Source organism: Bacillus sp. SCT118 (assembly GCF_058566435.1).
Genome location: NZ_CP191225.1, coordinates 1,981,914 through 2,008,022 on the forward strand (window position 1 = coordinate 1,981,914; position 26,109 = coordinate 2,008,022).

The 26,109-nt window shown below is 39.7% G+C and carries 25 protein-coding genes, 1 other RNA gene and 7 pseudogenes; 21 read left to right on the forward strand and 12 right to left on the reverse strand.

Annotated elements, in window-relative coordinates; genetic code table 11:
• Positions 1-87 precede the first annotated feature (87 nt).
• The 4 genes from azoJ (at position 88) to ACQVGT_RS10435 (ending at position 4,165) form a co-directional block, all read left to right on the forward strand.
• Positions 88-714, forward strand: coding sequence for an FMN-dependent NADH-azoreductase AzoJ (gene azoJ, locus ACQVGT_RS10420; RefSeq protein ID WP_003231260.1), 627 nt, complete (start codon positions 88-90; stop codon positions 712-714).
• A 236-nt stretch (positions 715-950) separates the two neighbouring features.
• Positions 951-1,137, forward strand: a non-coding RNA gene (gene ssrS, locus ACQVGT_RS10425) — 6S RNA.
• 141 nt (positions 1,138-1,278) lie between these two features.
• Complete coding sequence (recQ, locus tag ACQVGT_RS10430; protein WP_015383859.1) at positions 1,279-3,054, forward strand: DNA helicase RecQ; 1,776 nt, start codon at positions 1,279-1,281, stop codon at positions 3,052-3,054.
• Between the two features lie 247 nt (positions 3,055-3,301).
• Entirely contained in the window at positions 3,302-4,165 is an 864-nt protein-coding gene (locus ACQVGT_RS10435) for a LysM peptidoglycan-binding and 3D domain-containing protein (RefSeq protein ID WP_015383858.1), read from the forward strand.
• Positions 4,166-4,760: 595 nt separating this feature from the next.
• Here ACQVGT_RS10435 and desR read toward each other — a convergent pair.
• The 5 genes from desR to ACQVGT_RS10460 form a co-directional block, all read right to left on the reverse strand.
• Positions 4,761-5,360: a two-component system response regulator DesR gene (desR, locus tag ACQVGT_RS10440; protein ID WP_004399356.1), complete on the reverse strand. Its 600-nt coding sequence runs from the start codon at positions 5,358-5,360 to the stop codon at positions 4,761-4,763.
• An 18-nt stretch (positions 5,361-5,378) separates the two neighbouring features.
• Positions 5,379-6,491: a two-component sensor histidine kinase DesK gene (desK, locus tag ACQVGT_RS10445; RefSeq protein ID WP_015383857.1), complete on the reverse strand. Its 1,113-nt coding sequence runs from the start codon at positions 6,489-6,491 to the stop codon at positions 5,379-5,381.
• 119 nt (positions 6,492-6,610) lie between these two features.
• Positions 6,611-7,669, reverse strand: a complete 1,059-nt coding sequence (gene desA / locus ACQVGT_RS10450) for a Delta(5) desaturase DesA (protein WP_015383856.1) — start codon at positions 7,667-7,669, stop codon at positions 6,611-6,613.
• A 161-nt stretch (positions 7,670-7,830) separates the two neighbouring features.
• Positions 7,831-8,808 (reverse strand): S66 family peptidase, encoded by a 978-nt coding sequence (locus ACQVGT_RS10455; protein WP_015483333.1) that lies wholly within the window; start codon positions 8,806-8,808, stop codon positions 7,831-7,833.
• A 63-nt stretch (positions 8,809-8,871) separates the two neighbouring features.
• On the reverse strand, positions 8,872-9,369 hold the full coding sequence (locus tag ACQVGT_RS10460; protein ID WP_015483332.1) for an N-acetyltransferase: 498 nt from the start codon (positions 9,367-9,369) through the stop codon (positions 8,872-8,874).
• A 170-nt stretch (positions 9,370-9,539) separates the two neighbouring features.
• Here ACQVGT_RS10460 and ACQVGT_RS10465 point away from each other — a divergent pair, with 170 nt between their 5' ends.
• Together ACQVGT_RS10465 and ACQVGT_RS10470 are read left to right on the forward strand one after the other, a co-directional pair.
• Complete coding sequence (locus ACQVGT_RS10465) at positions 9,540-10,322, forward strand: VLRF1 family aeRF1-type release factor (protein WP_015483331.1); 783 nt, start codon at positions 9,540-9,542, stop codon at positions 10,320-10,322.
• Between the two features lie 136 nt (positions 10,323-10,458).
• Positions 10,459-10,995, forward strand: a complete 537-nt coding sequence (locus ACQVGT_RS10470) for a DUF420 domain-containing protein (protein ID WP_003231280.1) — start codon at positions 10,459-10,461, stop codon at positions 10,993-10,995.
• An 88-nt stretch (positions 10,996-11,083) separates the two neighbouring features.
• On the opposite strand, the gene ACQVGT_RS10475 is transcribed toward ACQVGT_RS10470, so the two are convergent.
• Entirely contained in the window at positions 11,084-11,761 is a 678-nt protein-coding gene (locus tag ACQVGT_RS10475) for a lysozyme family protein (RefSeq protein ID WP_003231283.1), read from the reverse strand.
• 193 nt (positions 11,762-11,954) lie between these two features.
• On the opposite strand from ACQVGT_RS10475, the gene czrA reads away from it, so the two are divergent.
• The gene (czrA, locus tag ACQVGT_RS10480; protein ID WP_003231284.1) at positions 11,955-12,278 is read left to right on the forward strand and encodes a Zn(II)-responsive metalloregulatory transcriptional repressor CzrA; all 324 of its coding nucleotides are present in this window, start codon (positions 11,955-11,957) and stop codon (positions 12,276-12,278) included.
• A 26-nt stretch (positions 12,279-12,304) separates the two neighbouring features.
• Here czrA and csk22 read toward each other — a convergent pair whose 3' ends face one another.
• Positions 12,305-12,850, reverse strand: a complete 546-nt coding sequence (gene csk22 / locus ACQVGT_RS10485; protein WP_015483329.1) for a mother cell-specific sporulation protein Csk22 — start codon at positions 12,848-12,850, stop codon at positions 12,305-12,307.
• A 207-nt stretch (positions 12,851-13,057) separates the two neighbouring features.
• Between csk22 and ACQVGT_RS10490 the strand changes: the two genes are divergently transcribed.
• From ACQVGT_RS10490 to csaA, 7 genes and pseudogenes are all read left to right on the forward strand, one after another.
• Positions 13,058-13,996: a helix-turn-helix transcriptional regulator gene (locus tag ACQVGT_RS10490; protein WP_015383851.1), complete on the forward strand. Its 939-nt coding sequence runs from the start codon at positions 13,058-13,060 to the stop codon at positions 13,994-13,996.
• A 54-nt stretch (positions 13,997-14,050) separates the two neighbouring features.
• Entirely contained in the window at positions 14,051-14,533 is a 483-nt protein-coding gene (locus tag ACQVGT_RS10495; RefSeq protein ID WP_015383850.1) for a GyrI-like domain-containing protein, read from the forward strand.
• Between the two features lie 76 nt (positions 14,534-14,609).
• Complete coding sequence (locus ACQVGT_RS10500; RefSeq protein WP_015383849.1) at positions 14,610-15,311, forward strand: MBL fold metallo-hydrolase; 702 nt, start codon at positions 14,610-14,612, stop codon at positions 15,309-15,311.
• A 5-nt stretch (positions 15,312-15,316) separates the two neighbouring features.
• A pseudogene (locus ACQVGT_RS10505) lies at positions 15,317-15,893 on the forward strand (TetR/AcrR family transcriptional regulator).
• Positions 15,894-15,970: 77 nt separating this feature from the next.
• Positions 15,971-16,158 (forward strand): annotated as a pseudogene (locus tag ACQVGT_RS10510) (GNAT family N-acetyltransferase, cg3035/Rv0428c family); the annotation flags it as partial.
• A 22-nt stretch (positions 16,159-16,180) separates the two neighbouring features.
• On the forward strand, positions 16,181-16,906 hold the full coding sequence (locus ACQVGT_RS10515) for an AraC family transcriptional regulator (protein WP_015383846.1): 726 nt from the start codon (positions 16,181-16,183) through the stop codon (positions 16,904-16,906).
• Between the two features lie 64 nt (positions 16,907-16,970).
• Positions 16,971-17,303: a chaperone CsaA gene (gene csaA / locus ACQVGT_RS10520; RefSeq protein ID WP_014477051.1), complete on the forward strand. Its 333-nt coding sequence runs from the start codon at positions 16,971-16,973 to the stop codon at positions 17,301-17,303.
• A 246-nt stretch (positions 17,304-17,549) separates the two neighbouring features.
• Here the strand turns inward: csaA and ACQVGT_RS10525 are convergent, their stop codons facing one another.
• Positions 17,550-18,986, reverse strand: coding sequence for a flavin monoamine oxidase family protein (locus tag ACQVGT_RS10525; RefSeq protein WP_144052041.1), 1,437 nt, complete (start codon positions 18,984-18,986; stop codon positions 17,550-17,552).
• Positions 18,987-19,114: 128 nt separating this feature from the next.
• On the opposite strand from ACQVGT_RS10525, the gene ACQVGT_RS10530 reads away from it, so the two are divergent.
• From ACQVGT_RS10530 to yobK, 3 genes are all read left to right on the forward strand, one after another.
• Complete coding sequence (locus tag ACQVGT_RS10530; RefSeq protein WP_032726556.1) at positions 19,115-19,672, forward strand: SMI1/KNR4 family protein; 558 nt, start codon at positions 19,115-19,117, stop codon at positions 19,670-19,672.
• Between the two features lie 99 nt (positions 19,673-19,771).
• Entirely contained in the window at positions 19,772-21,574 is a 1,803-nt protein-coding gene (gene yobL / locus ACQVGT_RS10535) for an LXG family T7SS effector ribonuclease toxin YobL (protein ID WP_041517894.1), read from the forward strand.
• A 9-nt stretch (positions 21,575-21,583) separates the two neighbouring features.
• On the forward strand, positions 21,584-22,042 hold the full coding sequence (gene yobK / locus ACQVGT_RS10540) for a type VII secretion system immunity protein YobK (RefSeq protein WP_015383841.1): 459 nt from the start codon (positions 21,584-21,586) through the stop codon (positions 22,040-22,042).
• Positions 22,043-22,150: 108 nt separating this feature from the next.
• Here yobK and ACQVGT_RS10545 read toward each other — a convergent pair.
• Positions 22,151-22,224, reverse strand: a pseudogene (locus ACQVGT_RS10545) (putative holin-like toxin).
• Between the two features lie 303 nt (positions 22,225-22,527).
• Here ACQVGT_RS10545 and ACQVGT_RS10550 point away from each other — a divergent pair.
• Positions 22,528-22,890 (forward strand): hypothetical protein, encoded by a 363-nt coding sequence (locus ACQVGT_RS10550; RefSeq protein WP_015483323.1) that lies wholly within the window; start codon positions 22,528-22,530, stop codon positions 22,888-22,890.
• A gap of 123 nt (positions 22,891-23,013) precedes the next feature.
• Here the strand turns inward: ACQVGT_RS10550 and ACQVGT_RS10555 are convergent.
• Together ACQVGT_RS10555 and ACQVGT_RS10560 are read right to left on the reverse strand one after the other, a co-directional pair.
• A pseudogene (locus ACQVGT_RS10555) lies at positions 23,014-23,229 on the reverse strand (hypothetical protein); the annotation flags it as partial.
• Positions 23,230-23,318: 89 nt separating this feature from the next.
• Positions 23,319-23,654: a YolC/YozM family protein gene (locus ACQVGT_RS10560; RefSeq protein ID WP_015383839.1), complete on the reverse strand. Its 336-nt coding sequence runs from the start codon at positions 23,652-23,654 to the stop codon at positions 23,319-23,321.
• A 171-nt stretch (positions 23,655-23,825) separates the two neighbouring features.
• Between ACQVGT_RS10560 and ACQVGT_RS10565 the strand changes: the two are divergent.
• Positions 23,826-24,137, forward strand: a pseudogene (locus ACQVGT_RS10565) (YolD-like family protein).
• A pseudogene (locus tag ACQVGT_RS10570) lies at positions 24,130-24,359 on the forward strand (UV damage repair protein UvrX); the annotation flags it as partial. The pseudogenes ACQVGT_RS10565 and ACQVGT_RS10570, both read left to right, overlap by 8 nt.
• 46 nt (positions 24,360-24,405) lie before the next feature.
• On the opposite strand, the pseudogene ACQVGT_RS10575 reads toward ACQVGT_RS10570, so the two are convergent.
• Positions 24,406-24,671, reverse strand: a pseudogene (locus ACQVGT_RS10575) (ATP-dependent DNA ligase); the annotation flags it as partial.
• A 302-nt stretch (positions 24,672-24,973) separates the two neighbouring features.
• Between ACQVGT_RS10575 and xynA the strand changes: the two are divergent.
• On the forward strand, positions 24,974-25,615 hold the full coding sequence (gene xynA, locus ACQVGT_RS10580; protein WP_015251938.1) for an endo-1,4-beta-xylanase XynA: 642 nt from the start codon (positions 24,974-24,976) through the stop codon (positions 25,613-25,615).
• Positions 25,616-26,109 lie beyond the last annotated feature (494 nt).

The following is a 26,109-nucleotide window of genomic DNA, read 5'->3' on the forward strand; positions in this document are numbered from 1 at the left end:
TCAAAATAAAGTGATTGACTTTGCGTAAAAAAGAAAGTAACATACTATTTGTAAGTAAATATAAAAAGTTTACCGGGAGGAATACAAATGTCTACAGTTTTATTTGTAAAATCAAGCGACCGTACAGCTGAAGAAGGCGTTTCAACTAAACTTTACGAAGCTTTCTTAGCTGCTTATAAAGAAAACAACCCTAATGATGAAGTGGTTGAATTAGATCTTCATAAGGAAAACCTTCCTTACCTTGGCAGAGATATGATTAACGGAACATTTAAAGCAGGTCAAGGAATGGAAATGACAGAAGATGAGAAAAAACAAGCAGCAATTGCTGACAAATATCTGAACCAGTTTGTAAAAGCTGACAAAGTTGTTTTCGCATTCCCGCTTTGGAACTTCACAGTGCCAGCAGTGCTTCATACTTATGTTGATTATCTGTCTCGCGCAGGCGTTACATTCAAATACACACAAGAAGGACCAGTCGGTTTAATGGGCGGCAAAAAAGTTGCGCTTCTTAACGCTCGCGGCGGTGTCTACTCAGAAGGACCAATGGCTGCACTTGAAATGTCATTAAACTTCATGAAAACAGTTCTTGGTTTCTGGGGTGTTCAAGACTTGCACACAGTTGTCATCGAAGGACATAATGCAGCACCTGATCAAGCGCAAGAAATCGTTGAAAAAGGTTTACAAGAAGCAAAAGATCTTGCTGCAAAATTCTAATAAAGCCAAGACTCCTATCGTTACAAATAGGAGTCTTTTTGTATATACACATTAATATAGAAGAAAATAATTATTCGCTTTTAGCGAAAAAGGCTGTTTTTTTTATTGTAATATATTTTTTGTTTGTCGAATTGTCAGGTATTTTGGAGAAAAAACAGTTTTATTCACTGGAAAAAGTTTTTCTAAACAATTGTTCTGACCTCTTGATTAAAACCGCCTGATGGTGTACTATATTAAAGAAGCTACTTTGTGCGTATTGTTAATTAAGTTTTAACCTTTAAGCTGTAATAGGGAGTTTTATATCGAAGCCGGAATGTCATGCCTCCATTGCAGAGGACGACAGGAACGTTTCTGCAAACACCCACTTTGAGGAGTGGTGGTTTAAAACTTTCTTACTTGCATACGGCAAGACGTAGCGAAAGCCATTTCCTTTTCGGAAATGGCTTTTTATTTTATCTAAAAAGGTTTGGTATAGTGAATATTCCATTTTTGTGTGAAAGAAATGAAGGCCGCTTTTTTATGATATGATGGGAGAAATTCAAGGAAAAGCGAGGTTTACACGTTATGTTACATAGAGCCCAATCCCTTCTGGCTCATTATTTTGGTTATGAGAAGTTTCGGAACGGCCAAGATGAAGCGATCCGCTTGGTGACGGAAGCGAGGCAAAATACGGCCTGCATTATGCCGACGGGAGGCGGCAAATCGATTTGCTATCAAATTCCGGCATTAATGTTTGAAGGGACGACGATCGTCATTTCACCGTTGATTTCCTTGATGAAGGATCAAGTTGATGCGTTAGAAGAAGCGGGAATTAACGCCGCCTACATTAACAGCACACAATCCAATCAGGAAATATATGAGAGGCTGAACGGACTCAAAGAAGGGGCTTATAAGCTTTTTTACATTACACCAGAGCGACTAACGTCCACAGAGTTTATCCGGATTTTGCAGGGTATAGTTGTTCCTTTGGTCGCAATAGACGAGGCGCACTGTATTTCTCAATGGGGCCATGATTTTAGGCCAAGCTACAGGAATATTGAAATCTTGTTCCGTGAATTACACGACAAGCCTGTCATCATGGCGTTAACAGCAACAGCCACACCCGAGGTTCATGATGATATTTGCAAACAGCTGCATATTCAAAAAGAAAACACGGTATATACCGGATTTTCCAGAGATAATTTAACCTTTAAAGTAGTAAAAGGAGAAAATAAAGATCGGTTTATAGACGAATATGTGCAAAACAACAGGCATGAAGCAGGAATTGTCTATACAGCGACCAGAAAAGAAGCTGATCGGATATATGAGAGATTGAAACGAAATCAGGTCAGGGCAGGCCGGTATCATGGAGGTTTGGCTGATGATGTGAGAAAAGAGCAGCAGGAAAGGTTTCTTAATGATGAGCTTCAAGTTATGGTGGCAACCTCTGCTTTTGGAATGGGTATTGATAAATCAAATATCAGATTTGTTCTGCATGCACAAATTCCGAAAGATATGGAAAGCTATTATCAAGAGGCAGGACGAGCTGGACGGGACGGTCTTGCCAGTGAATGTGTTCTCCTGTTTTCACCGCAGGATATTATGGTGCAGCGCTTCTTAATTGAGCAATCAGAACATGAAGAGAAACAAAAGCAGGATTTAAAAAAGCTGAGACAAATGGTCGACTACTGTCATACGGAAGATTGTCTGCAGCGTTTTATCCTTATGTATTTCGGAGAAAAGGAGCCTGATGCGTGCGGACATTGCGGAAACTGTACCGATACAAGAGCGGCCCATGACGTGACGCGGGAGGCGCAAATGGTCTTATCTTGTATCATTCGCATGAAAGAACGGTTTGGCAAGACGATGGTTGCCCAGGTGCTTGCCGGCTCCAAAAATAAAAAAGTTCTTGAAAATGGCTTTTCCGACCTTTCAACATACGGGATATTAAAACACCAATCCGTTGGCGAAATCAGTGATTTTATCGAATTTCTTATTTCTGACGACTTCATCAGGATGTCAGACGGAACGTTTCCGACTCTTTTTGTCAGCAGTAAAGGAAGGAATGTGCTGAAAGGAGAATTATCAGTAGCGAGAAAAGAAGCGTTAAAAGCGGCAGCGATTACTGAAAATGACGAGCTATTTGAACGATTGCGCATGGTTCGGAAAGAAATTGCGGCTGAGCAGGGTGTTCCGCCATTTGTTGTTTTCTCTGACCAAACGTTAAAAGAAATGTCAGGAAAACAACCCGTAAATGATGATGAACTTTTGTCTATAAAAGGAGTCGGAGAACAAAAAAGAGCAAAATACGGCCGGCTTTTTTTACAAGAAATACAAGCTTATGCAAGGATGACAGACTAAAAAAACAGAAAAACAATCTTTTTTTCTATAAAAAACACATTTTATTTTCTCTGTTTCGCCTCAAAATAAAAAGACCTGCGAAGCCTATTATATCAAGGGTTCAGCAAGTCTTTCCATCAGAGAGAAATCCTTCATGTAAAGGAACTGTAATCTAAATCATATCTTTTTGTTATTGATTTGACATTTACGTGTGTTACGATATCACCTGTTAGCCGCCAATAAAAAGCTAACAAGGGAGGATTTACTTATGAAGAAGACGATTATGTCCTTTGTGGCAGTTGCTGCACTTTCAACAACTGCATTCGGAGCTCACGCTTCTGCAAAAGAAATTACGGTGCAAAAGGGTGATACGCTCTGGGGAATCTCTCAGAAAAATGGAGTGAACCTAAAGGACTTAAAAGAATGGAACAAGTTAACTTCTGATAAAATCATTGCAGGAGAAAAACTGACCATTTCTTCAGAAGAAACAACCACGACTGGGCAATATACAATTAAAGCGGGAGATACGCTTTCTAAGATTGCTCAAAAATTCGGCACGACAGTCAACAACCTGAAAGTTTGGAATAACTTAAGCTCTGACATGATCTATGCTGGATCAACTCTTTCAGTAAAAGGTCAGGCAACAGCAGCAAACACAGTTGTTGAGAATGCGCAAACAAACGCACCTCAAGCTGCGCCAAAACAAGAGGCTGTGCAAAAAGAGCAACCTAAACAAGAAGCTGTACAACAGCAACCTAAACAAGAAACAAAAGCTGAGGCAGAAACTTCTGTTAACACAGAAGAGAAGGCTGTTCAATCAAATACAAATAATCAAGAAGCTTCAAAAGAACTAACAGTTACTGCTACTGCTTACACTGCTAACGACGGCGGCATTTCCGGCGTTACAGCTACAGGCATTGACTTAAATAAGAACCCGAACGCGAAAGTTATTGCGGTTGATCCTAATGTGATTCCGCTAGGTTCTAAAGTCTATGTTGAAGGCTACGGGGAAGCAACAGCAGCAGACACTGGCGGCGCTATTAAAGGAAATAAAATCGACGTATTTGTACCAAGTAAAAGTGATGCTTCTAATTGGGGCGTCAAAACTGTAAGTGTTAAAGTCTTAAACTAAAAATATAGATTGTGATAAAAGACATGAGCTTTTGGCTTGTGTCTTTTTTTGTTCTGCTTAGAGCTGTTTATATCATATGCTGATAAAAGAAAGTGGTCCCGTTTTTCTCTTTATGTGCGATTCAGGGGCTCTCGGGTAAATGATTGATTCCACATGACAGAGACATTCGGCATCATGACATTTATAGCTGGTTGTTACTATCTTTGATCAGCGAAATGTTGTATCTTTTTTGGCAGATAATAAGCAGTTGGATGTAGCAGATGCCATTTACGGAATCGGATTGATTTCAGACGGTTTTTTATTGTGTTATTAGGCTCTTGCAGTGGGGCATGGCAGCTTCGTGAGCGAAGTGGCACAACTTTGTCATACTGAAAATACAATATAATCAATATCAGAAATTCTGCTGATGTGCAATGGCCGACCATTTTAACAGGGATATCATTCAATCCTGTCTTTTATTGGGCTGTTAACCAAACAATCGTTCCGCGGGCATTAGGAGCGAGGATATGGATCAGTTTAATTCTGGTTGCGACGAGGTTCTCAAACGGGAATTTCAGGTTAAAAAAAGGATCCTGGCAGATGCCAAGATCCCTTTTTATTTAAACCAGCCTTTTTCCTTTGAACGGGTAATGGCTTCAATTCGATTTTTCACTTCAAGCTTTTCTAGAATCATTGAGATATAATTCCGCACCGTCCCGCTTTTGATGCTGAGTTCCTGAGCGATTTCTTTTGTGTTTTTACCGTCAGCCACAAGTTCAAGCACTTCTTTTTCTCTATCTGTAAGAGGGTTAGCTTCGCTGTATAAGTCCTCCATCAGCTCAGGTGCATAGATGCGTTTTCCGTTCATGACGCTACGGATGGCGTTGGCCAGCTCTTCACTCGGACTGTCTTTTAACAAATAGCCTTTAACGCCAGCTTTAATAGCTCTCTGAAAGTAACCGGGTCTGGCGAAGGTGGTTAAGATGATAATTTTGCAGCCTGTATCTTTTAGCTCCTCAGCAGCTTCAAGCCCTGTTTTTCCGGGCATTTCAATGTCCATAATACATACATCAGGCTGGCGTTTTTTGACAAAATCAACAGCATCTTGGCCGGTTGTACCTTTGCCTACGACTTCCATATCGTCTTCGAGATTTAGAAGTGATCCTAAAGCGCCCAGCAGCATTTGCTGATCTTCTGCAATAAATATACTAATCATATAAGCCATCCTTTATGTTTATTTTGAATTATTAGGAATTGTCATGGTAAGCTTGGTTCCGTTTTTGGCATCGATGTGAAGGCTTCCGTTTGCAAACTCAAGCCGTTCTCTCATCCCGAGTAAGCCATGTCCTTTTGAAAAGGAATTTTCTCCTCCTTTGAATGTTCCATCGTCAGACACTGTAATCACAACTTCCTTCCAGAGCTGCTGAATGTCAACTCGGCAAGTTTTAGCCTGGCTGTGTTTGACGACATTTGTGACAGCTTCCTTTAAGCACATGCTCAAAATGTTTTCATTCAGCAATGAGATATTTTCGGGCCATTTCTCTTCTTCATAGATAAACATAATGTCAGCTGCTTCGAGAATTTGTTTGATGTTGATCAATTCATCCTTGAGCCGGATGCCCTTCATAGAGGAAACGATTTTTCTTACTTCATTTAAAGAAGTTCGCGCTGTTTGCTGAACACTTTTCAGTTCACGAGCTGCTTGTTCGGGATCTTTGTATATCAATTTTCTTGCTAAGTCACTTTTTAACCCGATAAGAGAAAGCTTTTGCCCAAGCGTGTCATGGAGATCGCGGGCAATTCGCTGACGTTCTTCTAATTTTACTAGTTCTGCAATCCGTTCATTTGCATCCTCGAGCTTTTCTTCAAGCCGTTCGCGCTCCTTGCGGCTTCTTATACTAAAGGGCAATAAAATTGCGCTGATGAGGGTAATGACGACAAAAGGAATTTGTGTCAGAAAGAATTCCTTTTTTAATACGAGACTGAAATTGGCTGCGACGGCTGCGCTTATTAAATGGACATAATATAAAATATGAAAAGGGACGCGTTCCTTAATGTTTCCAATAAAATACGCGATAAAAAAAGCAAAATAAATATAACTGAACAGGGTAATGGAGGCGGTTGAAATGCCAATTAATAAAAATCCCCACAAATAAATGGTCCAGCCTTTTGAGACAAAAGCAAATCGATATACCGAAAAAAATAAAAGCGTCAAAATGATGCCGACAATAATAACAAATGTAGATGATGATTTCCATATAAAGTAGAAGGGGAGGATGAAAAATATCGTCCATATATAGGGCGTAATCCCGTTTAGTTTTTGAAATGTAAAATGATTTTTAATCATGATCTTACCTCATTTTCAGCTTTTCATCTTACTTGTAACTTTATCATTGTGAAAGCCAGAATGCACCCTCCAACAATAAAAAGGAAGCCTTCTAGTATATTAGAAGACCTCCTTTAACATCAGGCGTTCTTCCGCAGCTTCTGTTTTTCTGGTGAATCAGGCGGAAGGCTTACAGGTATATGTTTTATAGCCCGAAATGACACAAACTGTTTGTTATCTTCATCCCAAAGACGGAACGCGAGTGATTGCAGGCTTGTTTTTAAGGTGATTGTCGGTACGTTTTTTAAAGGTTCGTGATGTTCATGAGCAACTTCAAGCTTATAGTTAGGCACCTTTGGACTCAAATGATGAACGTGGTGGTAACCAATATTGCCTGTTAGCCATTGAAGCAGTTTCGGGAGTTTATAAAATGAACTGCCTTCAACAGCAGCCTGAACGTAGCTCCAGTTTTCATCCGCTTCAAAATAAGAATCTTCAAAGGTATGCTGCACATAAAACAGCCAAACACCGATTGAACCTGAAATCAGAAATATCGGGCCTTGCACCAGTAAAAACGATTGCCAGCCAAAGATCAGACAGCAAGCGGCAGCCAACGCGACAATTGCCAGATTCGTAAGGTATGTGTTTACACGTTCCTTGCGTCTTGCTCCTTTTTTGTTAAAACGGTTCGTGATCAGAAAAACATAAATCGGTCCGAGAATAAACATGATAAACGGGTTTCTATAAATTCTGTATGCAAGCTTTGTTCGTCTGGATGCAGCTTTATATTCGTTTACTGTTAACATCCAGATGTCTCCTGTTCCGCGTTTATCCAGATTGCTGCTAGTCGCATGATGAATCGAATGGCTGTGCTGCCATTGAAGATACGGGAATAAAGTCAGGACACCTGTCAGAAAACCGAGAATATGGTTATAGCGTTTTTGTTTGAAAAAAGATTGATGGCAGCAGTCATGGAAGATGATAAAAATTCTTGTCAGAAAACCTGCGGCAATCACCGTTAATGCTAACGTAAGAAGATAGGAGACATCGAGGCTGAGATAAGCAAGAAACCATAGGCCGAAGAATGGGATAAACGTGTTTAAAAGCTGAATCAGGCTGTTTTTTGTTTCAGGCTGAGCAAATGCAGCGACTTGCTTTGTCAGCTGTTTTTGTTTATGTGCAATGGTTTGTTCAGTCATAGTAAGTATCCTCTCATTGTGTGTCTCGGTTCAGTATACGCTAATGAGAGAAGTCTTTTGTAGTAGCACACATCATGCCTCCTATATGACATTTGTCATGTCTCGTGCGGCATGTATAACTGATTGCGCTAAAAAAGCTTGTAAAAAAATTTACAAGCTGATTAATGTTTATCAATCCATATTCGTGATGTGCCCGAAATAGCTTCAATCCTGCATGTTCCTCCTATAGGGAACGTGGCAATTGGCGAGGTATGTCCGGCATTTATATTTGCGATGATCGGGATGCCGGATAATTCTTTTTTTGTTTCGATCATGGCTTTTACAAGATCCATTGATACGTTTGATGTATTCTGAAATCTGCCGATCAAAATCGCCTTTACATGTGAAAAAGCGGGGAGGTGGATGAGTGATTGCAGATCGCGGTCAAACATATGGATGTCTGACATATAATCATCTTCAATCAATAAAATAGTATGTTCTGTTTCAGGAAAATACTCCGTTCCCTGCAGCAAATTAAGCGTGCATAAGTTTCCGCCAATTAAATTGCCTTCCGCATAACCTTCTTGGATTACAACAGGGCCGTTATTAGGATAAAAACGCCTGTTTTCTTGATCCAAAAACCAGCGATCATCGCTCCACTCACTTGAGGGGTGAATTTCAAACGGATCGTCTGAAGCGCAGCAAGAAAGAAAATACTCCTCTGTATAATCGAGTCCTTTTTTCATTGCAAATGTTGAAAAGAAGGGGCCTGAATACGTAACAAGACCCGTTTTTCGATAAATTGCGTTGCAAAGAGCGGTTATATCGGAATAGCCGCACAGAATTTTTGGATGTCGTTTGATTTTCTCGTAATCAAGATAACGCAGCAGCTGATTTGAATTAAACCCTCCGAGTGTCGTTAAAATCGCTTTGACGCCTGGATCAAAAAAGGCATCGTGCAGATCATGGACTCTTGACTCGATAGAGGATGAATCAAATTCGTTACATTCATTTGCGTGTTCAGCGACGGTTACCCGATAACCTAAGCGTTCTAACGCCGTTTTTGCTTGGATTTTTGCTTCATTTGATAATATAGACATGCTGGTCGCGGGAGACACGATCCGGATTTCGTCTCCCTTTTTCAGTTTTGAGGCGTACATAAAACCCTCCATCAATGGTTTTATACCATTACAGCATATCTTGGCTCTTTCTTCCAGACTTTTTTACAAATCAACCCACTTAATGCTGCCGGATTGGGTATCATGATCGATACATACTTTGAATTGATGTTTTTCATAAAAGTGAATCAGCCGGTCTACATGATTCCAATCCCGTTTGGCGATGTCTCCGGTGACTTTCGGTATATTGTGGTCTCTTGCAATATCTTTTAAATATTTCATGCAAATGGAGCCAAACCCGTGATTCGGAGGGCCTGTTATATCCCCTATATGAATGGCATCGTCCTTGTAAGACGCTACAAGTGAAAAACAGCCTTTTCCTCGGTAAGCCGTTTTACAATCAGTTAGCATAATTTTGCATGTTTGGCCATCATCAATCGAGGAAACAATCATCCACTCATCATGTTTCGATTGATCAATACCAAGCACTTTGGCATCTTTAGATAAATCCTTCATATTCTCCTGCATGCGATAAATTTGAAATTCTAAATCATTTAGTTCTTCCTCAAGCTCTTGACGATTTTTTTCTTTTATAGTAAACAAGACCAAACTCCTTTCAAAAATCAGCTTAGAAACACAGTTACCAATTGTATTAGAAGAGAGGCGTATTGTAAACAACAATTCCATTATTACTAGAAATTAGCGGAAAGTCAGGTTTGATCGTTTTTAAGAGAGGAAAAAGAAAACTAACCTGTGAAAAAGGAGGAATCGGAATGGCGATTGATTCATTGATTAACAAATTACAGTATGTCCAATTGGAACCGCCGGATAAAATTCTCTCTCTGTATCTCAATACAGACATGAGAGATCCAGAGCAGCAGGGGGGAGAATGGAAGATTGCCCTAAAGTCAGGATTCAGCCGATTAAAAGAGTATTTGGCAGCTAGTGATCCAGAGGAGGAAAAGTGTCTGGATGGAATCAGGGCTAAAATGAATCAATACTTGAATGCAATGGGAAAAGACATGCCCCGCAGTCTCGTGTTTTTTGTTTCCGACAGCGGCATATGGGAACCTATTAAGCTTCAAGTCCCTGTAGATACAAGATTTTACTGGGAAGAAACAGCTGTCCTGGATCAGCTAAAGGGTTTGCGTCAGGCATACCCAAGTACGGCGTTTATTTTAACTCAGCAGCATGAAGTGAAAATTATTGAAACCGTTTTAGGGAAAATTGAGGCGGTGGAGCGTTATGAGTATGATATGATCAATGAATCTTGGAAGAATTGCCATTCCGCTGTAGACAAAGCGGCACCATTTGAAGAGAAGCGGATGAGGGAACATATAACAGAGAACCAATCGAGACTGTATAAGCGGCTGGCTGCCAGCCTTGATCAAAAAGCTGCCGTGAAAAGATGGGAACGAATGGTTATTGCCGGGGATAAAGAAACGGCAGATATCTTGGATCAGCATATGAATAAACCCATTCATTCGAAAATTCAAAAGAACCTGCTGAATGAAAATGAACATAAGGTCATTGAACATTTGATAAAAGAGGCGTAAACCTAACAGGCCGGGGCTAATAGCCCCCGGCCTTTGAAGTGTGTCTAATTTCTGACGAAGCAATCGAAACCGTTGACATCTTCTTTGAATTTGCATACGATTTGGATAGCCAGTACAAATTAGGAGAGGTCACCAAATGAACCAAACAGAAAATAAACCGAAAAATTACACGGGGATTGTCCTTACGCTGACAGTTCTGATTAACGGTTTAATCGCAGTGCTGTTTTTTATGCCTAAATTAGATCAGTTCAGCCATGCGAATATTCACATTTTGCCAATGCTTAATGCGATATTCAACAGCTTTACGTTTATCTTCTTATTGGCCGCGCTGATTATGATTAAACAGAAAAATATCAAAGCTCACAAACGCTTTATTTTAGCCGCATTCACAACAACATTACTATTTTTGATTTGCTATGTGACGTACCACTCAATTGCGGAAAACACGCTCTATGGCGGAGAAGGTATTATGCGCCCGATTTATTTCTTTATTTTAATTACACATATCTGCCTTTCTGCAATCATTGTACCGCTTGCGCTGTTTACGCTGATCAGAGGCTTCAGCATGCAGGTAGAGCGCCACAAAAAAATTGCGAGATGGACAATGCCTCTATGGCTGTATGTAAGCCTTACAGGCGTTATTGTATATTTGATGATTTCACCGTATTATTAAAAGCCATACTCAGTATGGCTTTTTTACATGTAAACATGGCAAAAGCCCAAATTCATTTTTGGGCTTTTGTCAGTAAATTGATAGACTCTTATTCATGAGCCTTGGATTCCATGGTTTCAAGTGTTGCAACCTGCAAAGATTCTTCAACAGTTTTTGTTTTTTCTTTTACTTTTTCTGCATACGTATAATCACCGTAGCAATACGGATAGCGGAAATTTTTCGCATTTCCCCCGCAAGTATACAGATCAGGATTTTTTTTGACTTGCTGCTCGGAGTATTGTTTTGCCAATTCCTCAGTATGCGTTCCTCCATGTTCAGCTACAAAATCAATGTAACCTGCCCCCATGTTGTAGCTTTGAATAATGGTATCCAAATCCACGCCTTTTTCCTTACCGGTCTTGTACATGAGGGTAAATTGCTTGATGCCTTGTTTAACACTGAGTTGAGGGTCTGTTATCTCATTGCGTTTTAACCCCAGAGATTCAGAGGACTGCATGGGATCATTGCCTTTTCCTTTTGACTCCTGATACATCATGCCTAATATGAGTGATGTATAATTAGAGAGTCCTTGGCTTTCAAGCTCTTCTTCCACCAAGGGTTTGTAATCGGTTAAACGTTCCAAAACAATGGTTTTCGTATCGATCGGAAGTTTTTTGATTAAATCCCGGTTGAAAAAAAGCAGGACCAATAAAAAAGAGGCGATGACAAAGACAAAAATCATCATAAAACCCGCAGCAGCGAAACAGCCTTTTCTCTTTTTCTTCACTGTGTTTCACCCTCAATGTTTGGAGCAGTATGACCTTTTTTATTATGACATAAGACGGTATATCAGACCAAGTAAAAACCTGATTTGAAACATAAATTTAAACTATGAGATTGAAATGGAATACAAGCAGGCTGGTTTGCACTCAAGCGCATTTGTTATAAGATAAAACTATGAATAAAGAAAGGTGATACATATGACTGAATTTAGAGAAACGGAACAATCGGCTGCTGATCTGGACGAGGAGACGCTGTTTCTAGTCGCGCAAACATTCAAAGCGCTTTCTGATCCAACCCGAATCAGGATTCTCCATTTATTGTCCCAGGGTGAGCATGCTGTAAACGGAATTGCAGAAAAGCTGAATTTACTGCAATCCACCGTGTCCCACCAGCTTAGATTTTTAAAAAATCTCCGGCTTGTCAAATCGCGCAGAGAAGGAACATCGATTTATTACTCTCCGGAGGATGAACATGTTTTAGATGTTCTTCAGCAAATGATCCATCATACACAGCATGATTGAAAAAGACATCCTTGCTTAACTCGCTGTTAGCGGGCAAGGATGTCTTTTTCTTTATTGTGTTCGTGCTGTTCGAGTTCGTTTCTGCTGAGCTTGATGACAAAAGAAGAAAAACCGATATAATAAACGGCTATCAGAAAACAGACGCCAATTGTCAGAGGGTCCGTTCCGATTGACTGACTGTATGATCCAAGGCGGTATAGATCAGGCGAGGTAAGATAAAGCTCTGTCACTCGATATAGAAATCTTGACAGGAATAAGGTTAAGAGAATCATTTCTACCCAAATATGAGTCCGAAAATAGATCTTTCCTCTGCGTTTTTCAAAGGAGATGTTTTTCTTAGCGAAAAAGACAAGGAGCCATCCGCCAAGAATGCCCAAAATGAGATATCCATATAAAAAAGGGTGAATGGCGCTGAAGATTGAAAGGCCAAAAGCAAACAGCGAGAAAAGAATGACGCGGGTGAACAGCCAGCGGGGCTTCAGCGGCTGGTATCCGATGGACCTTTTAATTTTTTTATACAGAAAAAAGATGATGATCATGGCAGGATAAACGCTCTGAAGTGTAAGATGCATGATGTGAAATCCCCTCCGTTGAGAAGTGTATGCTTATCCGGTTGGAAATAGTAGCTGAAATAAAATACTGAACGACAAAAAAGAAGGGGAAACCCCTGTTTTCATAGCATATGCGAGGTGTATTCCGCCGCATAATAGATATGCCCAAGCTTTATCAAAATGTTATGATGGTTTTGTTGGAAAATACAAGAAGAAAAGGTGCGCAGAATGAAACTGGAACGTTTGTTAGCGATGGTTGTGTTATTGATCAGCAAAAAACAAGTGCAGGCTGCAGAGCTTGCTGAGCTGTTTGAAGTATCTGTCAGAACAATTTACCGTGATATTGAGACGATCAATAGGGCTGGTATTCCGATTGTGACCTCACAGGGTTCCGGGGGCGGTATTGGCATCATGGAAACGTACCGGCTTGAAAGAGAATGGCTGAAGGAAGAGGAATTGTTTGCAATTGCTTCCGCTTTGCAGAGCGTTTCATCTATGTATGAACCCGTTTCTCACAGCACAGCCTATCAAAAAATCAAACATCTTATACCGGAGCACTCTGCTCAAGCATTTAAGCACCAAACAGAAAAATGGTTTATTGACATGACGGCATGGGGCCATACCGAGGATCAAAAGGCGCTTCGTGAGAAAATCAGCGCCGCCATCGATCGATTGTCAACGATATCTTTTACATATACAAGCGCAAACGGGGAAACACTACTTCGGGAAACTGAACCTTATACATTGGTTTGCAAGGCGGGGCGCTGGTATTTATATGCCTACTGCCTGGTAAGAAATGATTTTCGTTTTTTTAAACTAAACCGGATGAAAGATCTGGCCATCTTACATCAGACCTTTATCAGAAAAGACATTCAGCTGGACACTTTGCCATGGGATAAGAGTTGGTACCAAAAGGACCGTTTAACTGAATTGGTTATTCTTGTTCAGCCGGCAGCACGTCAGCGCATAGGTGAATGGTTCGGATATAATGTCCTTCACTGTGATGAAGATGAAATTTGCCGGGCAGTGATTTCGCTTCCAGAAGATCAATGGCTGATCGGTTTTTTACTGCAGTTCGGAAAGGATATTGAGGTTCTGCAGCCTCTTCATATACGGGAGAAAGTAAAAGAAACCATTCATCACATGCAAAAAATATATGAAACCTGACACACTGCTGTCAGGTTTCTTTGTCTATAATCTTAGTAAAAAGGAGGGGATCGTATGGGCTTTTCACATATGACACACTTAGACAGGAAACGATTTGCCGGACTGTCACAACGGACAAGCAACGCACTGGAAATGACAGAAGAAAGGCGGATTCCGGCCCTGTGGGACCAATTCTGGAAGCAGGATATGAGCGCTCTTTTATCACAGTCTGAAAAAGACAAGAGCATTATTGCCTTATATTCGAATTATGAACAAGAGACGAATGGGTTATATACGTTTTCAGTCGGAACATTTCAGGAATACGACGACATTCTTCCGGGACCATATGAAAACATTGATTTGCCGGCTTCCGCTTACGCCGTTTTCACTTCCAGAATCGGCCCTATTGAAGAGATTGTGCTTGAAACATGGAAGGAAATTTGGACTTGGGATAAGCGGCATCTGCGCACGTTTACAGGTGACTTTGAGATGTATGATCAAAGTGCCGCAGTGCCACAGCGGGCACAAGTTAACATTTATGTAGCGATTAAAAAATAATAAACTCTTGAAAAACTAATGGTGTTAGTTAATAATAAAACTAACACCATTAGTTTTTGTTAGGAGGAATAAAAAGATGAGGATTACTCAGAACCAAACGGTTTGGCAGCTGACTTTTTTTCCAGCATTGTTTCCAGTCAATTGCTATTTAGTAGAGGAAGAAAACGAAGTCATCCTTATTGATGCTGCGCTTCCAGGCAGCTATAAAGGAATCATTCAAGCCGTGAATCAGCTTGGAAAACCGCTTCAGCATATTTTACTGACTCATGCACATGGGGACCATGTTGGATCATTGGATACATTGGCACAAACATTTCCGCATGCAAAGGTCATGATCTCGGAACGGGATTCATTCTTGCTTCAAGGTGACACATCCTTGCGGCAAGATGAGCCGCAGACGCCTATAAAAGGAGGTATTCCGAAACACATACAAACAAAGCCTCACCAACTGCTGACGGGCGGTGAAACAATTGGTTCTCTGCTTGCCATCCCTACACCGGGACATACACCAGGCAGCATGTCATTTATTGATACTAGAAACGGCACTTTAATAGCAGGGGATGCGCTCCAGTTGCGCGGAGGAATCGCTGTATCAGGTCAGATAAAATGGGCGTTTCCTTTTCCCGCCTTCGCTACATGGAATAAGGAGGAGGCCATCAAAAGCGCACAATTGCTCGCCGATAAGGCGCCTTCCTGTCTTGCTGTCGGACATGGAAATTTCCTGAGATCACCCGCAGAGCGGATGTTACAAGCAATCCAAAAAGCAAAGAAAGGATGATGAGCATGTCACCGAGAATAGGATTGAGCCAAAAAATGATTGTAGACGCCGCAGCAGAGATTGCCGATCAGGAAGGATTGAATAGTGTCACCCTTGCCGCTCTGTCTAAAAAAATGAATGTGCGCTCTCCGTCGCTGTATAATCATATCAACGGGCTGCAAGCGATCAGAACAGAGCTTGCTGTCAGCGGGCTGACAAAGCTTTATGAACAAATGGCAGCCTCCGTAGCTGAACAAAAGGGAGATGCCGCTATGTTTTCTTTAGCTCATGCATATGTTGATTTTGCAGTTGAAAATCCCGGCTATTATGAGGCGTCTTTGCTTAAGGTTCAGGACGAAAGGGCGGAAATCGCCGCAGAACAAATTGTCCGTCTTGTGACGAAGCTGCTCATTGAAAACGGCTATGCAAGTGAAAAGACTGCCATTCATGCGACAAGGGGGCTCAGAAGCCTGCTGCATGGCTTTACTGCTTTAATCGCAAAAGAAGCATTTGAACGTGAGGAGGACATTTTAGAAAGCCTGTCATTTTCAATTAGGACATTTTTGTCAGGATTATTAAATAAACAATAAAAATATTATGTAAACAAATGAATGGATGTCTTATATTTCTGAATATTGTATAATATCAAGGGAGTATACATAGGGGAGAGGCATTATGCAATGGATGACATTCACAAGATTGAACGGTTAGCGGCAGCTTCATGGCCGGCTTATTTTCAAAAAAGCATAGGGCAATGGCTTCTCAGAGCGAAGTTTGGCGTAACCAAAAGGGCAAATAGCGTATGGACTTCTGCGGGGATATGCCTAAAAGGGATTTTTACCTATATCTGAACATCATTACCAGATCAAAAGATAATCAGAGGAAGGGGGTTGCTGATGAGTTCGCTTCAAGAGATTATTTGCGAAAAACGGACATACACACGCCTTTATCATTCACATAACCACGCATACAGCCAATTTCTTTTTCCGCTTGAAGGGAGTATAGATCTTGAGACTGAGGGGCGCCAGGTGAAATTAAATCCGGATCATTTTTTATATATTCCGCCGCAGTGCGAGCATCGCTTCCGTTCTATCGGAAGAAATGAATGTCTTGTACTGGATGTTCCGCTTCATGCAATGAAAATTGATGAGTATCGTGCAGGATCGGGAATTGAAGCTGCACTCGATCCTTTCTGGTCTTCGATCAGGTACTTGCTGACAGAGGAAGCAAAGGCCAGAACAGCCAACTCGCTTCATATGCTAGTACAATACATAAAAGAAAAGCTTCAATCCCATAGCTATGCCTCAATTGCATACATTCACAGCCATTTATTTGAGCGGCTGACGATTAAGAAGCTGGCAGAAATCGAGCATTATCACCCAGCTTACTATTCAAGCTGGTTCAAAAAACAGACAGGGAAGTCCCCGCAGCACTATATTGCCGACCTTCGCCTTGAGGAAGCAAAACGAATGCTGATGGAGAGAAATGAATCCCTTACCGTCGTGAGCGAGGCGCTGGGCTTTCAAAACCTTTCTTCTTTTACAAGATGGTTCACGAAAAGCACAGGAATGCCACCCCGCCTGTATCGAAACACCTTATATTCGGATAAAAAATGATGGCTCTTTAGTTAAAAGAAAATTGTATATCTCCTTTACAATAGGAGAAAAAGGAGTTATTGATATGGCAGTTATTGAAGACTTTGAAAAATTGGATATCAGAACGGGAACAATTGTAAAAGCGGAAGAATTTCCTGAAGCAAGAGTACCGGCAATCAAGCTTGTGATAGATTTTGGGACTGAAATCGGCATAAAACAATCGAGCGCGCAGATCACGAAGCGTTACCAGCCGGAAGGTCTCGTCAACAAGCAAGTCATAGCAGTCGTGAACTTTCCGCCCCGCCGGATCGCCGGATTTAAATCGGAAGTCTTGGTCCTCGGTGGCATACCCGGCCAAGGCGATGTCGTCCTTTTGCAGCCGGATCAGCCTGTCCCAAACGGCACAAAAATCGGATAACGCAAAAAAGACGTTTGCCTAAGGCAAACGTCTTTGCGTATTGAGGCGATGCACCACACGCCACATTCGTGTGTGCCGTAAAGGCATGTACATCGGCTTACACAATTCAGCTCATCGCTATATGAATATAGCATGGAGGGCGAAGGAATGCAAGGGTTACTTTGTTAATGTGATGAATTTGTCCGTCTAATCAAGATCTTATTATATGAAATGTAATAATCTTTTAGTACAAAAGGTGAGCATGATCTAAGGTAAGCGATTGACCTCATAAGCAACACGTATTCCAGATTCAATCGCGCCTTGCATCCACGCATGAGTGAGTGAGGCGTGTTCTCCGGCGAAATGAATTCTGCCCTCAGGGACAGGAATATAGGGATACAGCTCTAATTCTTGTCCTGGTTCGAAAGCTGTAAAACCTCCCGCAGAATACGGGTATTGGCTCCAGCTAAAAGAAGTGCCAGACACAAATTCAGACCATACAATATCGCCATAGATTTCAGATAAATTCAGTAAAGTATACTGGATTCGCTCTCCTTCTGAAAGACTGTCCCATATCAGTGCCTCATCGGCCCATGTATAGCTGGCCAGAATGACAGCATGTCCATTTGCTCCAATATTTCTGCTTGGATAATATGAAAAACGAATCGGAAGATCAGTAATAGATTTGCCGCCGCGCTGACCGGCTTTTTCCCAAAATCGGCTTTTAAACTCTATGCCGATTTTTGTTGCACTGATATAGTTTAACTCACGGATTGCCCTTCGTTTATAGTAAGAGAAAGAATGGTATGGTTCAACTTTTACAAATCGCAACGTTGAAAAAGGAATGGTTACAATAGCGAGATCAGCTGTGAATGATGTGAATTCTGCCGTTTGTTGATGCTGACAATGGATCGTAACACTATTTTCACCCTGAGACATTTTCATCATTTTTTGATGGTATAGAATGTTTGTTTTTAATTGAGGAAGAAACGCGTGAGGCAGCAGATCCATGCCGCCAGTTATCTCATAGAAGTGAGCGGGCGATGAAAAAAAGATAGATTCCCGCAATACTTCAACAAGGGACATCCCCATATACGCTTCCATATCCAAAAGTACACCGATCATATCGATCGCGCCATAGGAAAAATACCTGTTCAAATAAGAACTTAACGACTCATTTTTGTATTGTTCTTCGACAATCCGCCAATTTCTCGCTGGATTTTGATTGATAAAATTTAGAATAGGCTGCAGTAAAGAAAGCATCAGCTCTTCAGACGTTTTCCCTTGTTCATTTGGTGCAACTGGGTATCTCAATATTCCAGGAGCTCGTTCAAAAACTTGGAGACGTGTTTTGATTCCATTTGCATAAATGATGTCCATAGGGGTTCTGTTGAGAAATACATTTGTTGGCAATTTGAATTTTTTGATATATTCTAAGGTTAACGAATGGTTATTCGGTATGCGCATCGGGCCAACGTTAAAATACAAATCATCACTAAAGGGAGCTCTCAAAGTGCAGACACGGCCGCCCGCTCTGCCGCTCGCTTCGAGAATCGTTACTCTGTGACCGGCATTTTTCAGCAATGATGCTGATACAAGCCCGGACAATCCAGCTCCTATAACAAGAATGCGCTTTGGATGCTGCGATGCGCTAAGGCCATTTCGAATGATCTTTACCATGTCATCATTCATTAGAGAATTCACTTTTTGAAGGCACCTCTTTTTAGAATTTATTGCATTATATTCACTGAAAAGAGCGCCTATCACGATCTGTTCATATCTTTTGGAATTTGAAAGGGTTATTGTTAAAAGGAAATAAAGGGGTGATGTATGTGACTAACTTTGTTCATAAGACGGTAAATGGCTTGAAAAGTCTTTTAGATGAAAAAGGAGCCATTCAATTGTTTTGTTCTGAAGGGGATATCATGGAGTTCCTTGTTACATTTTCACAGGACAAAGCAACCCTTAACGACATTCAAAGCTTTGAAGCTAAACATCAGATTACCCTTCCAGAGGATTATCAGAAGTTCATGACACTGCATAACGGTGCGAAAATTTTTGAGATTCTTTCTGATGGGGAGAATATAGGTGGAGGACTTCAGCTATTTAGCCTTGAAGAGATTGAAGAGGAGTTAAAATATGAGGATTTGTTTGAAGATATCAATGGTATTCCAATTGGCTACTTATTGGAAGAATGCCATTTAATGATCGATAAAGATAAAGTGAACCAAGGTGATCCCAACTATCTCTATATATTTGAAAGTGGTTTAGAATATAATCCATTAAATGTAAACTTTGAAATATTTTTAGACCGGTATATATTGGCCAATGGGGAACCTTTTTGGGATTGGCGCTACTATACCGCAGAAAATTATTATAGAACAAGATAGTGTGATGTATAAGACAGTCATTTTGGCTGTCTTTTTCTGTTATTCAAATAGATTACTGTGGTAAAATTTACATAGAGTAGTCTAGGAAGGAGAAATGATATGAAGGTATTTGAGGCTGATTCATTACTCTTTGAGGCCGATAAAAGAACCAAAGAGTATAAGGAACTAAGGTCGCAAATGGTGAAGCTAAGAAAAGCTTTTCAAAACGTAGCTACCCTAGATGACAGTGAGTTTTCAGGCAAGGGTGCTGACAACATTAAAGCATTTTATCATGATCATGTCGGTGTTACTGATCAATGGATTGATTTAATTGACATGAAGATTGCTTTCTTAAGCAGAATGTCTGCAAAACTTGAAGATGCTAAGATGTCTGATGCTTACATAGAAGAATCCTTTTTAGAACACGAGTTGGCTAACGCCTATACAAAATCAAAATCCATTATGTCTGAACAGAAAAAAGCAATGAAAGACATATTAAACGACATCAATGATATTCTTCCCCTTGAAATATTTTCAACAGAAGACTTCAAAGACAAACTTTCTTCTGCAGATGACAAACGTGAAAAAACAATCGATAAGCTAAACAAGCTTGATGAGGATTTAAAAACAGAATACGTCGAAACAGAGCCTAACGAACAGTTCATCCAGCAAGATTTTAAAAAGCTGCAGGAATCAACAGGCAAAGGGAAGAACGCCACTCCGATTCACTATAACGCCAAAGCGTATAGAGAAAGTGACATACATAAGAAAAAAGGCGATATTGAGAAGCATTCTGAATCTTATTTAAGCGTGAAGAAAGAAGAAGCTAAAGAACGTGAAATAAAGGAATTGAAAAAGAAGCTTAATGACGGTGTATCTGACCCAGATGAATATTTAGAGATTGCTAAGAAAGTAGGCTACGAGAATCTCGAGCCAGCTCAAGTACAGCTTGCAGTGCAAATTGAACAAGCGAAGCAGCTAGAAGAGGCAGGAGAAGTCACCTGGGATATTGTAAAAGGTGTAGGAGTAGGCTTATATGATGTAGGAAAAGACACTGTAACTGGCATATGGGATTTCATCACCGATCCGGGAGAAACACTCTCAGCACTGGGGAATGCAGTTATTCATCCAGTGAAAACCTATGACGCTATTTCAGCAGCAATAGAAGAGTCATATCAAAAAGATATGGTGAATGGGGATGCCTATTCTAGATCAAGGTGGGTAACCTACGCTGTTGGTTCAGTGGCTGTAGCTGTTTTTGGAACAAAAGGTGCAGGAGCCATTAACAAGGCAGATGCAGCGGGCAAAGTAATAAACAAAGCAAGTCAGGCAGGAAAGAAAATTAAGGACGTCAAAATTCCAGATTTGCTGCCTTATAATCCTAAGTACGACTTTGCTCTAGCCGATAATGTGCCATACAATGTGGTTGATAGCCAAAGCCTTAAGAATGAACTTTTGACTAATGCGAAGAAAATACCGGATGGAACAAGAAAACCGTTTACTGGTCAAAAGATAAGCCCTCCTTGGCTAAATAAAGAAAAGTATGAAGCATATGAAATAGAGGGGAAGGTAAAGGCGAAGGGGAAAGTTAAAGATGTAAGCCGTAGAGTGTATACTATGAAAGATATTGATATTAATCAAAAAACAGAATTCGGTGTTACAAATCTTCAGCTTATGAAAAACGGGAATGCCCCTTATGCAAAAGACGGTACACAGATTAATTTACATCACTTGATTCAAGAAGAACCTGGCCCAATGCTTGAAATCCCGAACAGCTTACATACAAAATATAGTGATGTCATTCATCAGCTTAAGTCTGATGGTGAAAGTTTTAGAAATGATAAGGTTTTAAAAGCACAATACGAGAGCTTTAGAAAGAGATATTGGAAGTGGAGAGCGAAACAATTTGAAAATGAGAATTGAGGTGTCTATATGATTTATTCGAAGGTTGAGAACTTTATTAATGAAAATAAACAAAATGCTATATTTACAGAAGGCGCAAGTCATGAAAACATTGGTCGCATTGAAGAAAACCTCCAATGCGATCTCCCCAACAGTTATAAATGGTTTTTAGAAAAATACGGTGCTGGTGGTTTATTCGGTGTTTTAGTTTTAGGCTACAACTTTGATCATGCATCAGTTGTAAATAGAACTAATGAATATAAAGAACACTATGGCCTTACTGATGGACTTGTGGTTATTGAAGATGTTGATTACTTTGCTTACTGCCTAGATACGAATAAAATGAAAGACGGAGAATGCCCAGTAGTTGAATGGGATAGGGTAATTGGTTATCAAGATACTGTTGCAGAAAGCTTTATTGAATTTTTTTATAATAAGATTCAGGAAGCGAGAGATGATTGGGAAGAGGAGGAAGACTGGGACGATTAAGTAAAAATATTGCAATTGCTCAATACCCCGTCTCTGTACAAAAGCTACCCAGTAAAGGGCTTGCTCGATGTGATTTCTTGGTAGACCTATCCCTTCAGGTTCTTAGGCTCAAGGGAGGTCTATTTTTTATTTATATATGTCAACAGGGCAATTATAAATGACCCGAATACAAGCATTAGCATTATTGCCTGGATGTTGACATAGCCTCACCCTCTTTCATAGGGGATGAGCAAGACTCCCTCGAGTGAGCAAACTTAATGTACAGGAAATACTATACTAAATTCCCTTGACGTTATAAATTCAAACAATATATTGACAACAGCATTTAATAGAATTTCTATTAACATCATTTACATTTGAAATGACAGACACATATGGTAGTTTGCGACTCGCAAAATTCAAGGCGTAGTCCTAATTCAGCTATTGAGTAGGATTGTTAAAAAGTGTTGATTTGTTGTTTTCAAAATGAAAAGTGAGGATTGTATATGAAGATTGTTAGCCAAGAAATTCAAGATTTGTCCATTAAATCCTTGGAATCAACTTTTAGTAAACTTTCAAATGCTTATAAAAGCACGACAGAAAAAGGTTCAAACACATCTCTTGTCAAAAAGAGACTGAACGCTGTAAAAATTGGTTTAGAAAGCCTAAAAGGTACTTGGAATGGTGAAGATTTTTGCTATGAGCAAGAAATCATATTGACTCATAAAGAAGTTCTACAAGATGTCATTCCATCTATTGAAAAACAAATAGCAAAAGCAAAAGAAGGCAGTTCTCAAAAAACATTAAATGAGCGTCGCTTAACTGCACTAAAGCTGGCAATCGAATCTTTAGAGAGCCGTCTTATATAAGAAGTTAACTGTTCCAGAATTGGGCGCGTTACATAAACAAGATTGAAGGAAACCCTATTTACTATGGTTTCCTTTTATTTTTGCGTAATTATCAACATTAAAATTTAACAGAGCCTTATTAAATCATTTGAATGATTGTCGATATTTAACATGTGTAAAAATGGAAAAGGTGCTATCTTTGTTAACCATGCCTAAGTTGTAAGCTTTTTTGATAATATCTAATACCTGAGAATCTAACGCCGAAAGATTACCGGCTGGATTAAATCTTGATTTCCAATAATCTAAAGAATTATTTAGGTCAAGTGAGCTTTTTTTGTTCTCGGGTTTAACTACTTCATTTATGCTGTTGCGAAACGAAGCAGTTAATGCTTACAAAAATTCAATTTGAATTTGAAATAGAGCCCAGCTTAGTAAAAGTGCTGGGCATTTTATTTATTAGAGTTATTTGCTTTCAGATACTCTCGATGTTCTTTGTTCAACTTTTCAATATCATCTTTAAATATATAGATCTTATATTTTTCCTTTGCTTCTCTTGACAGATTATGTTCTAAATATTCACGGAGCTTTGCTTCACTTTTGGTTTGATCCATGCCAATTGTAATTGCCGGATCTGTTATTCCAATTTGAAAACTAAATAAACCAAATTCATCCCAAGCACTTTCTAAAACTTCTTCAGGTGCTTTTTTGTTTGATTCGATTAAAGTAATACCCGATATAATCAAAACAGGAACTAAAATCAAAAATCCAATTAACCTCTTCTTCATTCACCATCTCACTCTCCCTTGTCGATAAGAATCTCTCCTTTATTAATACTACGTATATCATTATTGACCTTTATATTTTATATCTAACATACATCGAACCTTTGTTCTGATTTGCGTTAAAACGGGAACGATCGTTCTATTAGTATTAGATCAATAAAGGAGTGAGTCAATATGTTTAGGGATCGAGGAACAATCAATGGATATCAATGATGCTCCAGAACATTTAATACAGCTTAAACAAGATTTGATTGATGGATCAAAAATTGAGATGATCAACAAATTGAAGAGATGGGCGTTTTCGTTTCTGAAGCACTTGAATTTTTTTGAAATTCAAACTTTTAAACTATGGATTTGTTTGAAAATGCCGCCGGTAGAGTTCATTACATTAATTTTGAACAACACAAGCTTCACGTTAAAGATCAACATAACAACACAGTATATATCAACATGAATAACATCATAGGAGTTACATACAATGATTGATTACTCACAATTTCCACTTAAGAATATACTTTGTGTTTTATGCTTCTGTATCGGCTGTTGCAATGGGGCTTATTCCTTTAACATAGTATCTTGCTGTTGGAGAAAATACGGAGAGACAGGGAAGTGTAGTGTTAGCTGCGTCTCCTGCATTTAAAAAAGATTTTGGAATCAAAAACAGGCTCGAGACTTTTTGAGATGCCTGAAGGTCAAGAGTGCCATTTACAGTTCACAAAAAACCATTGTCCACTGTAATATCATAAGCTGATTTCTTTTCTTTGGCCAGATTAAAGTAAGCTAATTCGTTTCCTTGCAGGCCTTCAATAACAAATACATTATTATGGTCAAGGTTGAGATCTAAAAGCATGTTTTTGCGTTCACTGAGGGGCTTATTAGCGATTGGAATGCCCATCAAATTACATCAAAGACACAGTAAACTACCTTATGGACTGATTTTTTGGACATGAAACGTTGCATTACAGCTTCAAAGTCAAGAGCACCACCTGGGTCAGCTACAATGATTTCACAATCTCTAATGCATATCTCCTTTGTACGAAATGGACCGAATGGTAATTGATTACAGATATTGCTCCATCAGATTTAGAAACAAGAATTGTGATCCTGCGAAAAAAGAATCAGGATATGGCAGGACAAAACCATTTATTATGTGATTTTTAGGTATTTGTAATTAAATTACAAATACTTTTAATATTCACTCGTGAATTCGTGTTATTATACTGAAGGGAACGATCAAAAGCTTTGGCGTTAGTAATTAAGAATGTTTTAAATATATACGAGTGCTACCTCAAAGTCGGAAAAAATATTATAGGAGGTAACATATGTTTAAGTTTAAAAAGAATTTCTTAGTTGGATTATCGGCAGCTTTAATGAGTATTAGCTTGTTTTCGGCAACCGCCTCTGCAGCTAGCACAGACTACTGGCAAAATTGGACTGATGGGGGCGGTATAGTAAACGCTGTCAATGGGTCTGGCGGGAATTACAGTGTTAATTGGTCTAATACCGGAAATTTCGTTGTTGGTAAAGGTTGGACTACAGGTTCGCCATTTAGGACGATAAACTATAATGCCGGAGTTTGGGCACCGAATGGAAATGGATATTTAACTTTATATGGTTGGACGAGATCACCTCTCATAGAATATTATGTAGTGGATTCATGGGGTACTTATAGACCTACTGGAACGTATAAAGGTACTGTAAAAAGTGATGGGGGTACATATGACATATATACAACTACACGTTATAACGCACCTTCCATTGATGGCGATCGCACTACTTTTACGCAGTACTGGAGTGTTCGCCAAACGAAGAGACCAACCGGAAGCAACGCTACAATCACTTTCAGCAATCATGTTAACGCATGGAAGAGCCATGGAATGAATCTGGGCAGTAATTGGGCTTACCAAGTCATGGCGACAGAAGGATATCAAAGTAGTGGAAGTTCTAACGTAACAGTGTGGTAACAGATCATCTTTAATCAGGGGTAGCTAACGGGCTGCTGATCGTTCCTTGAGAAGTTTTATAATCAATGATTATTAAAATCGTTAGTAATGGTTAAAGGTTGTTTTCTACTAGGTGAACGGCCTTGGAATTGCTGGAGGTAGGGTATTCTCCATCTGTTCTATAACTTTCCCTATAGGTTAATAGAATGGTATTTAAATGAGAATGCTATCAATCTTTTGTAGTCAGCGCTTGCTCACAACAGATACCTTTACATAACCCTTATTCAAAATAAAAATATCTGGTAGTTAACCAGATCCTCATAACTTTATACTAGTTAAAGGTGGGACTGTTAAGAACAAAAAGTCTAATTTATATATAGGGACCTACGAATAAAGCAGGTTAGTTCCAAAAAGAACCCAACTTTAGGATTTCCTAAGAGGATTATGCTGTAATCGAATCAGCTCGAACCAAGTTTTTTTAATGCGACTAGCTATGGAAATTAAGAAAGAACCTG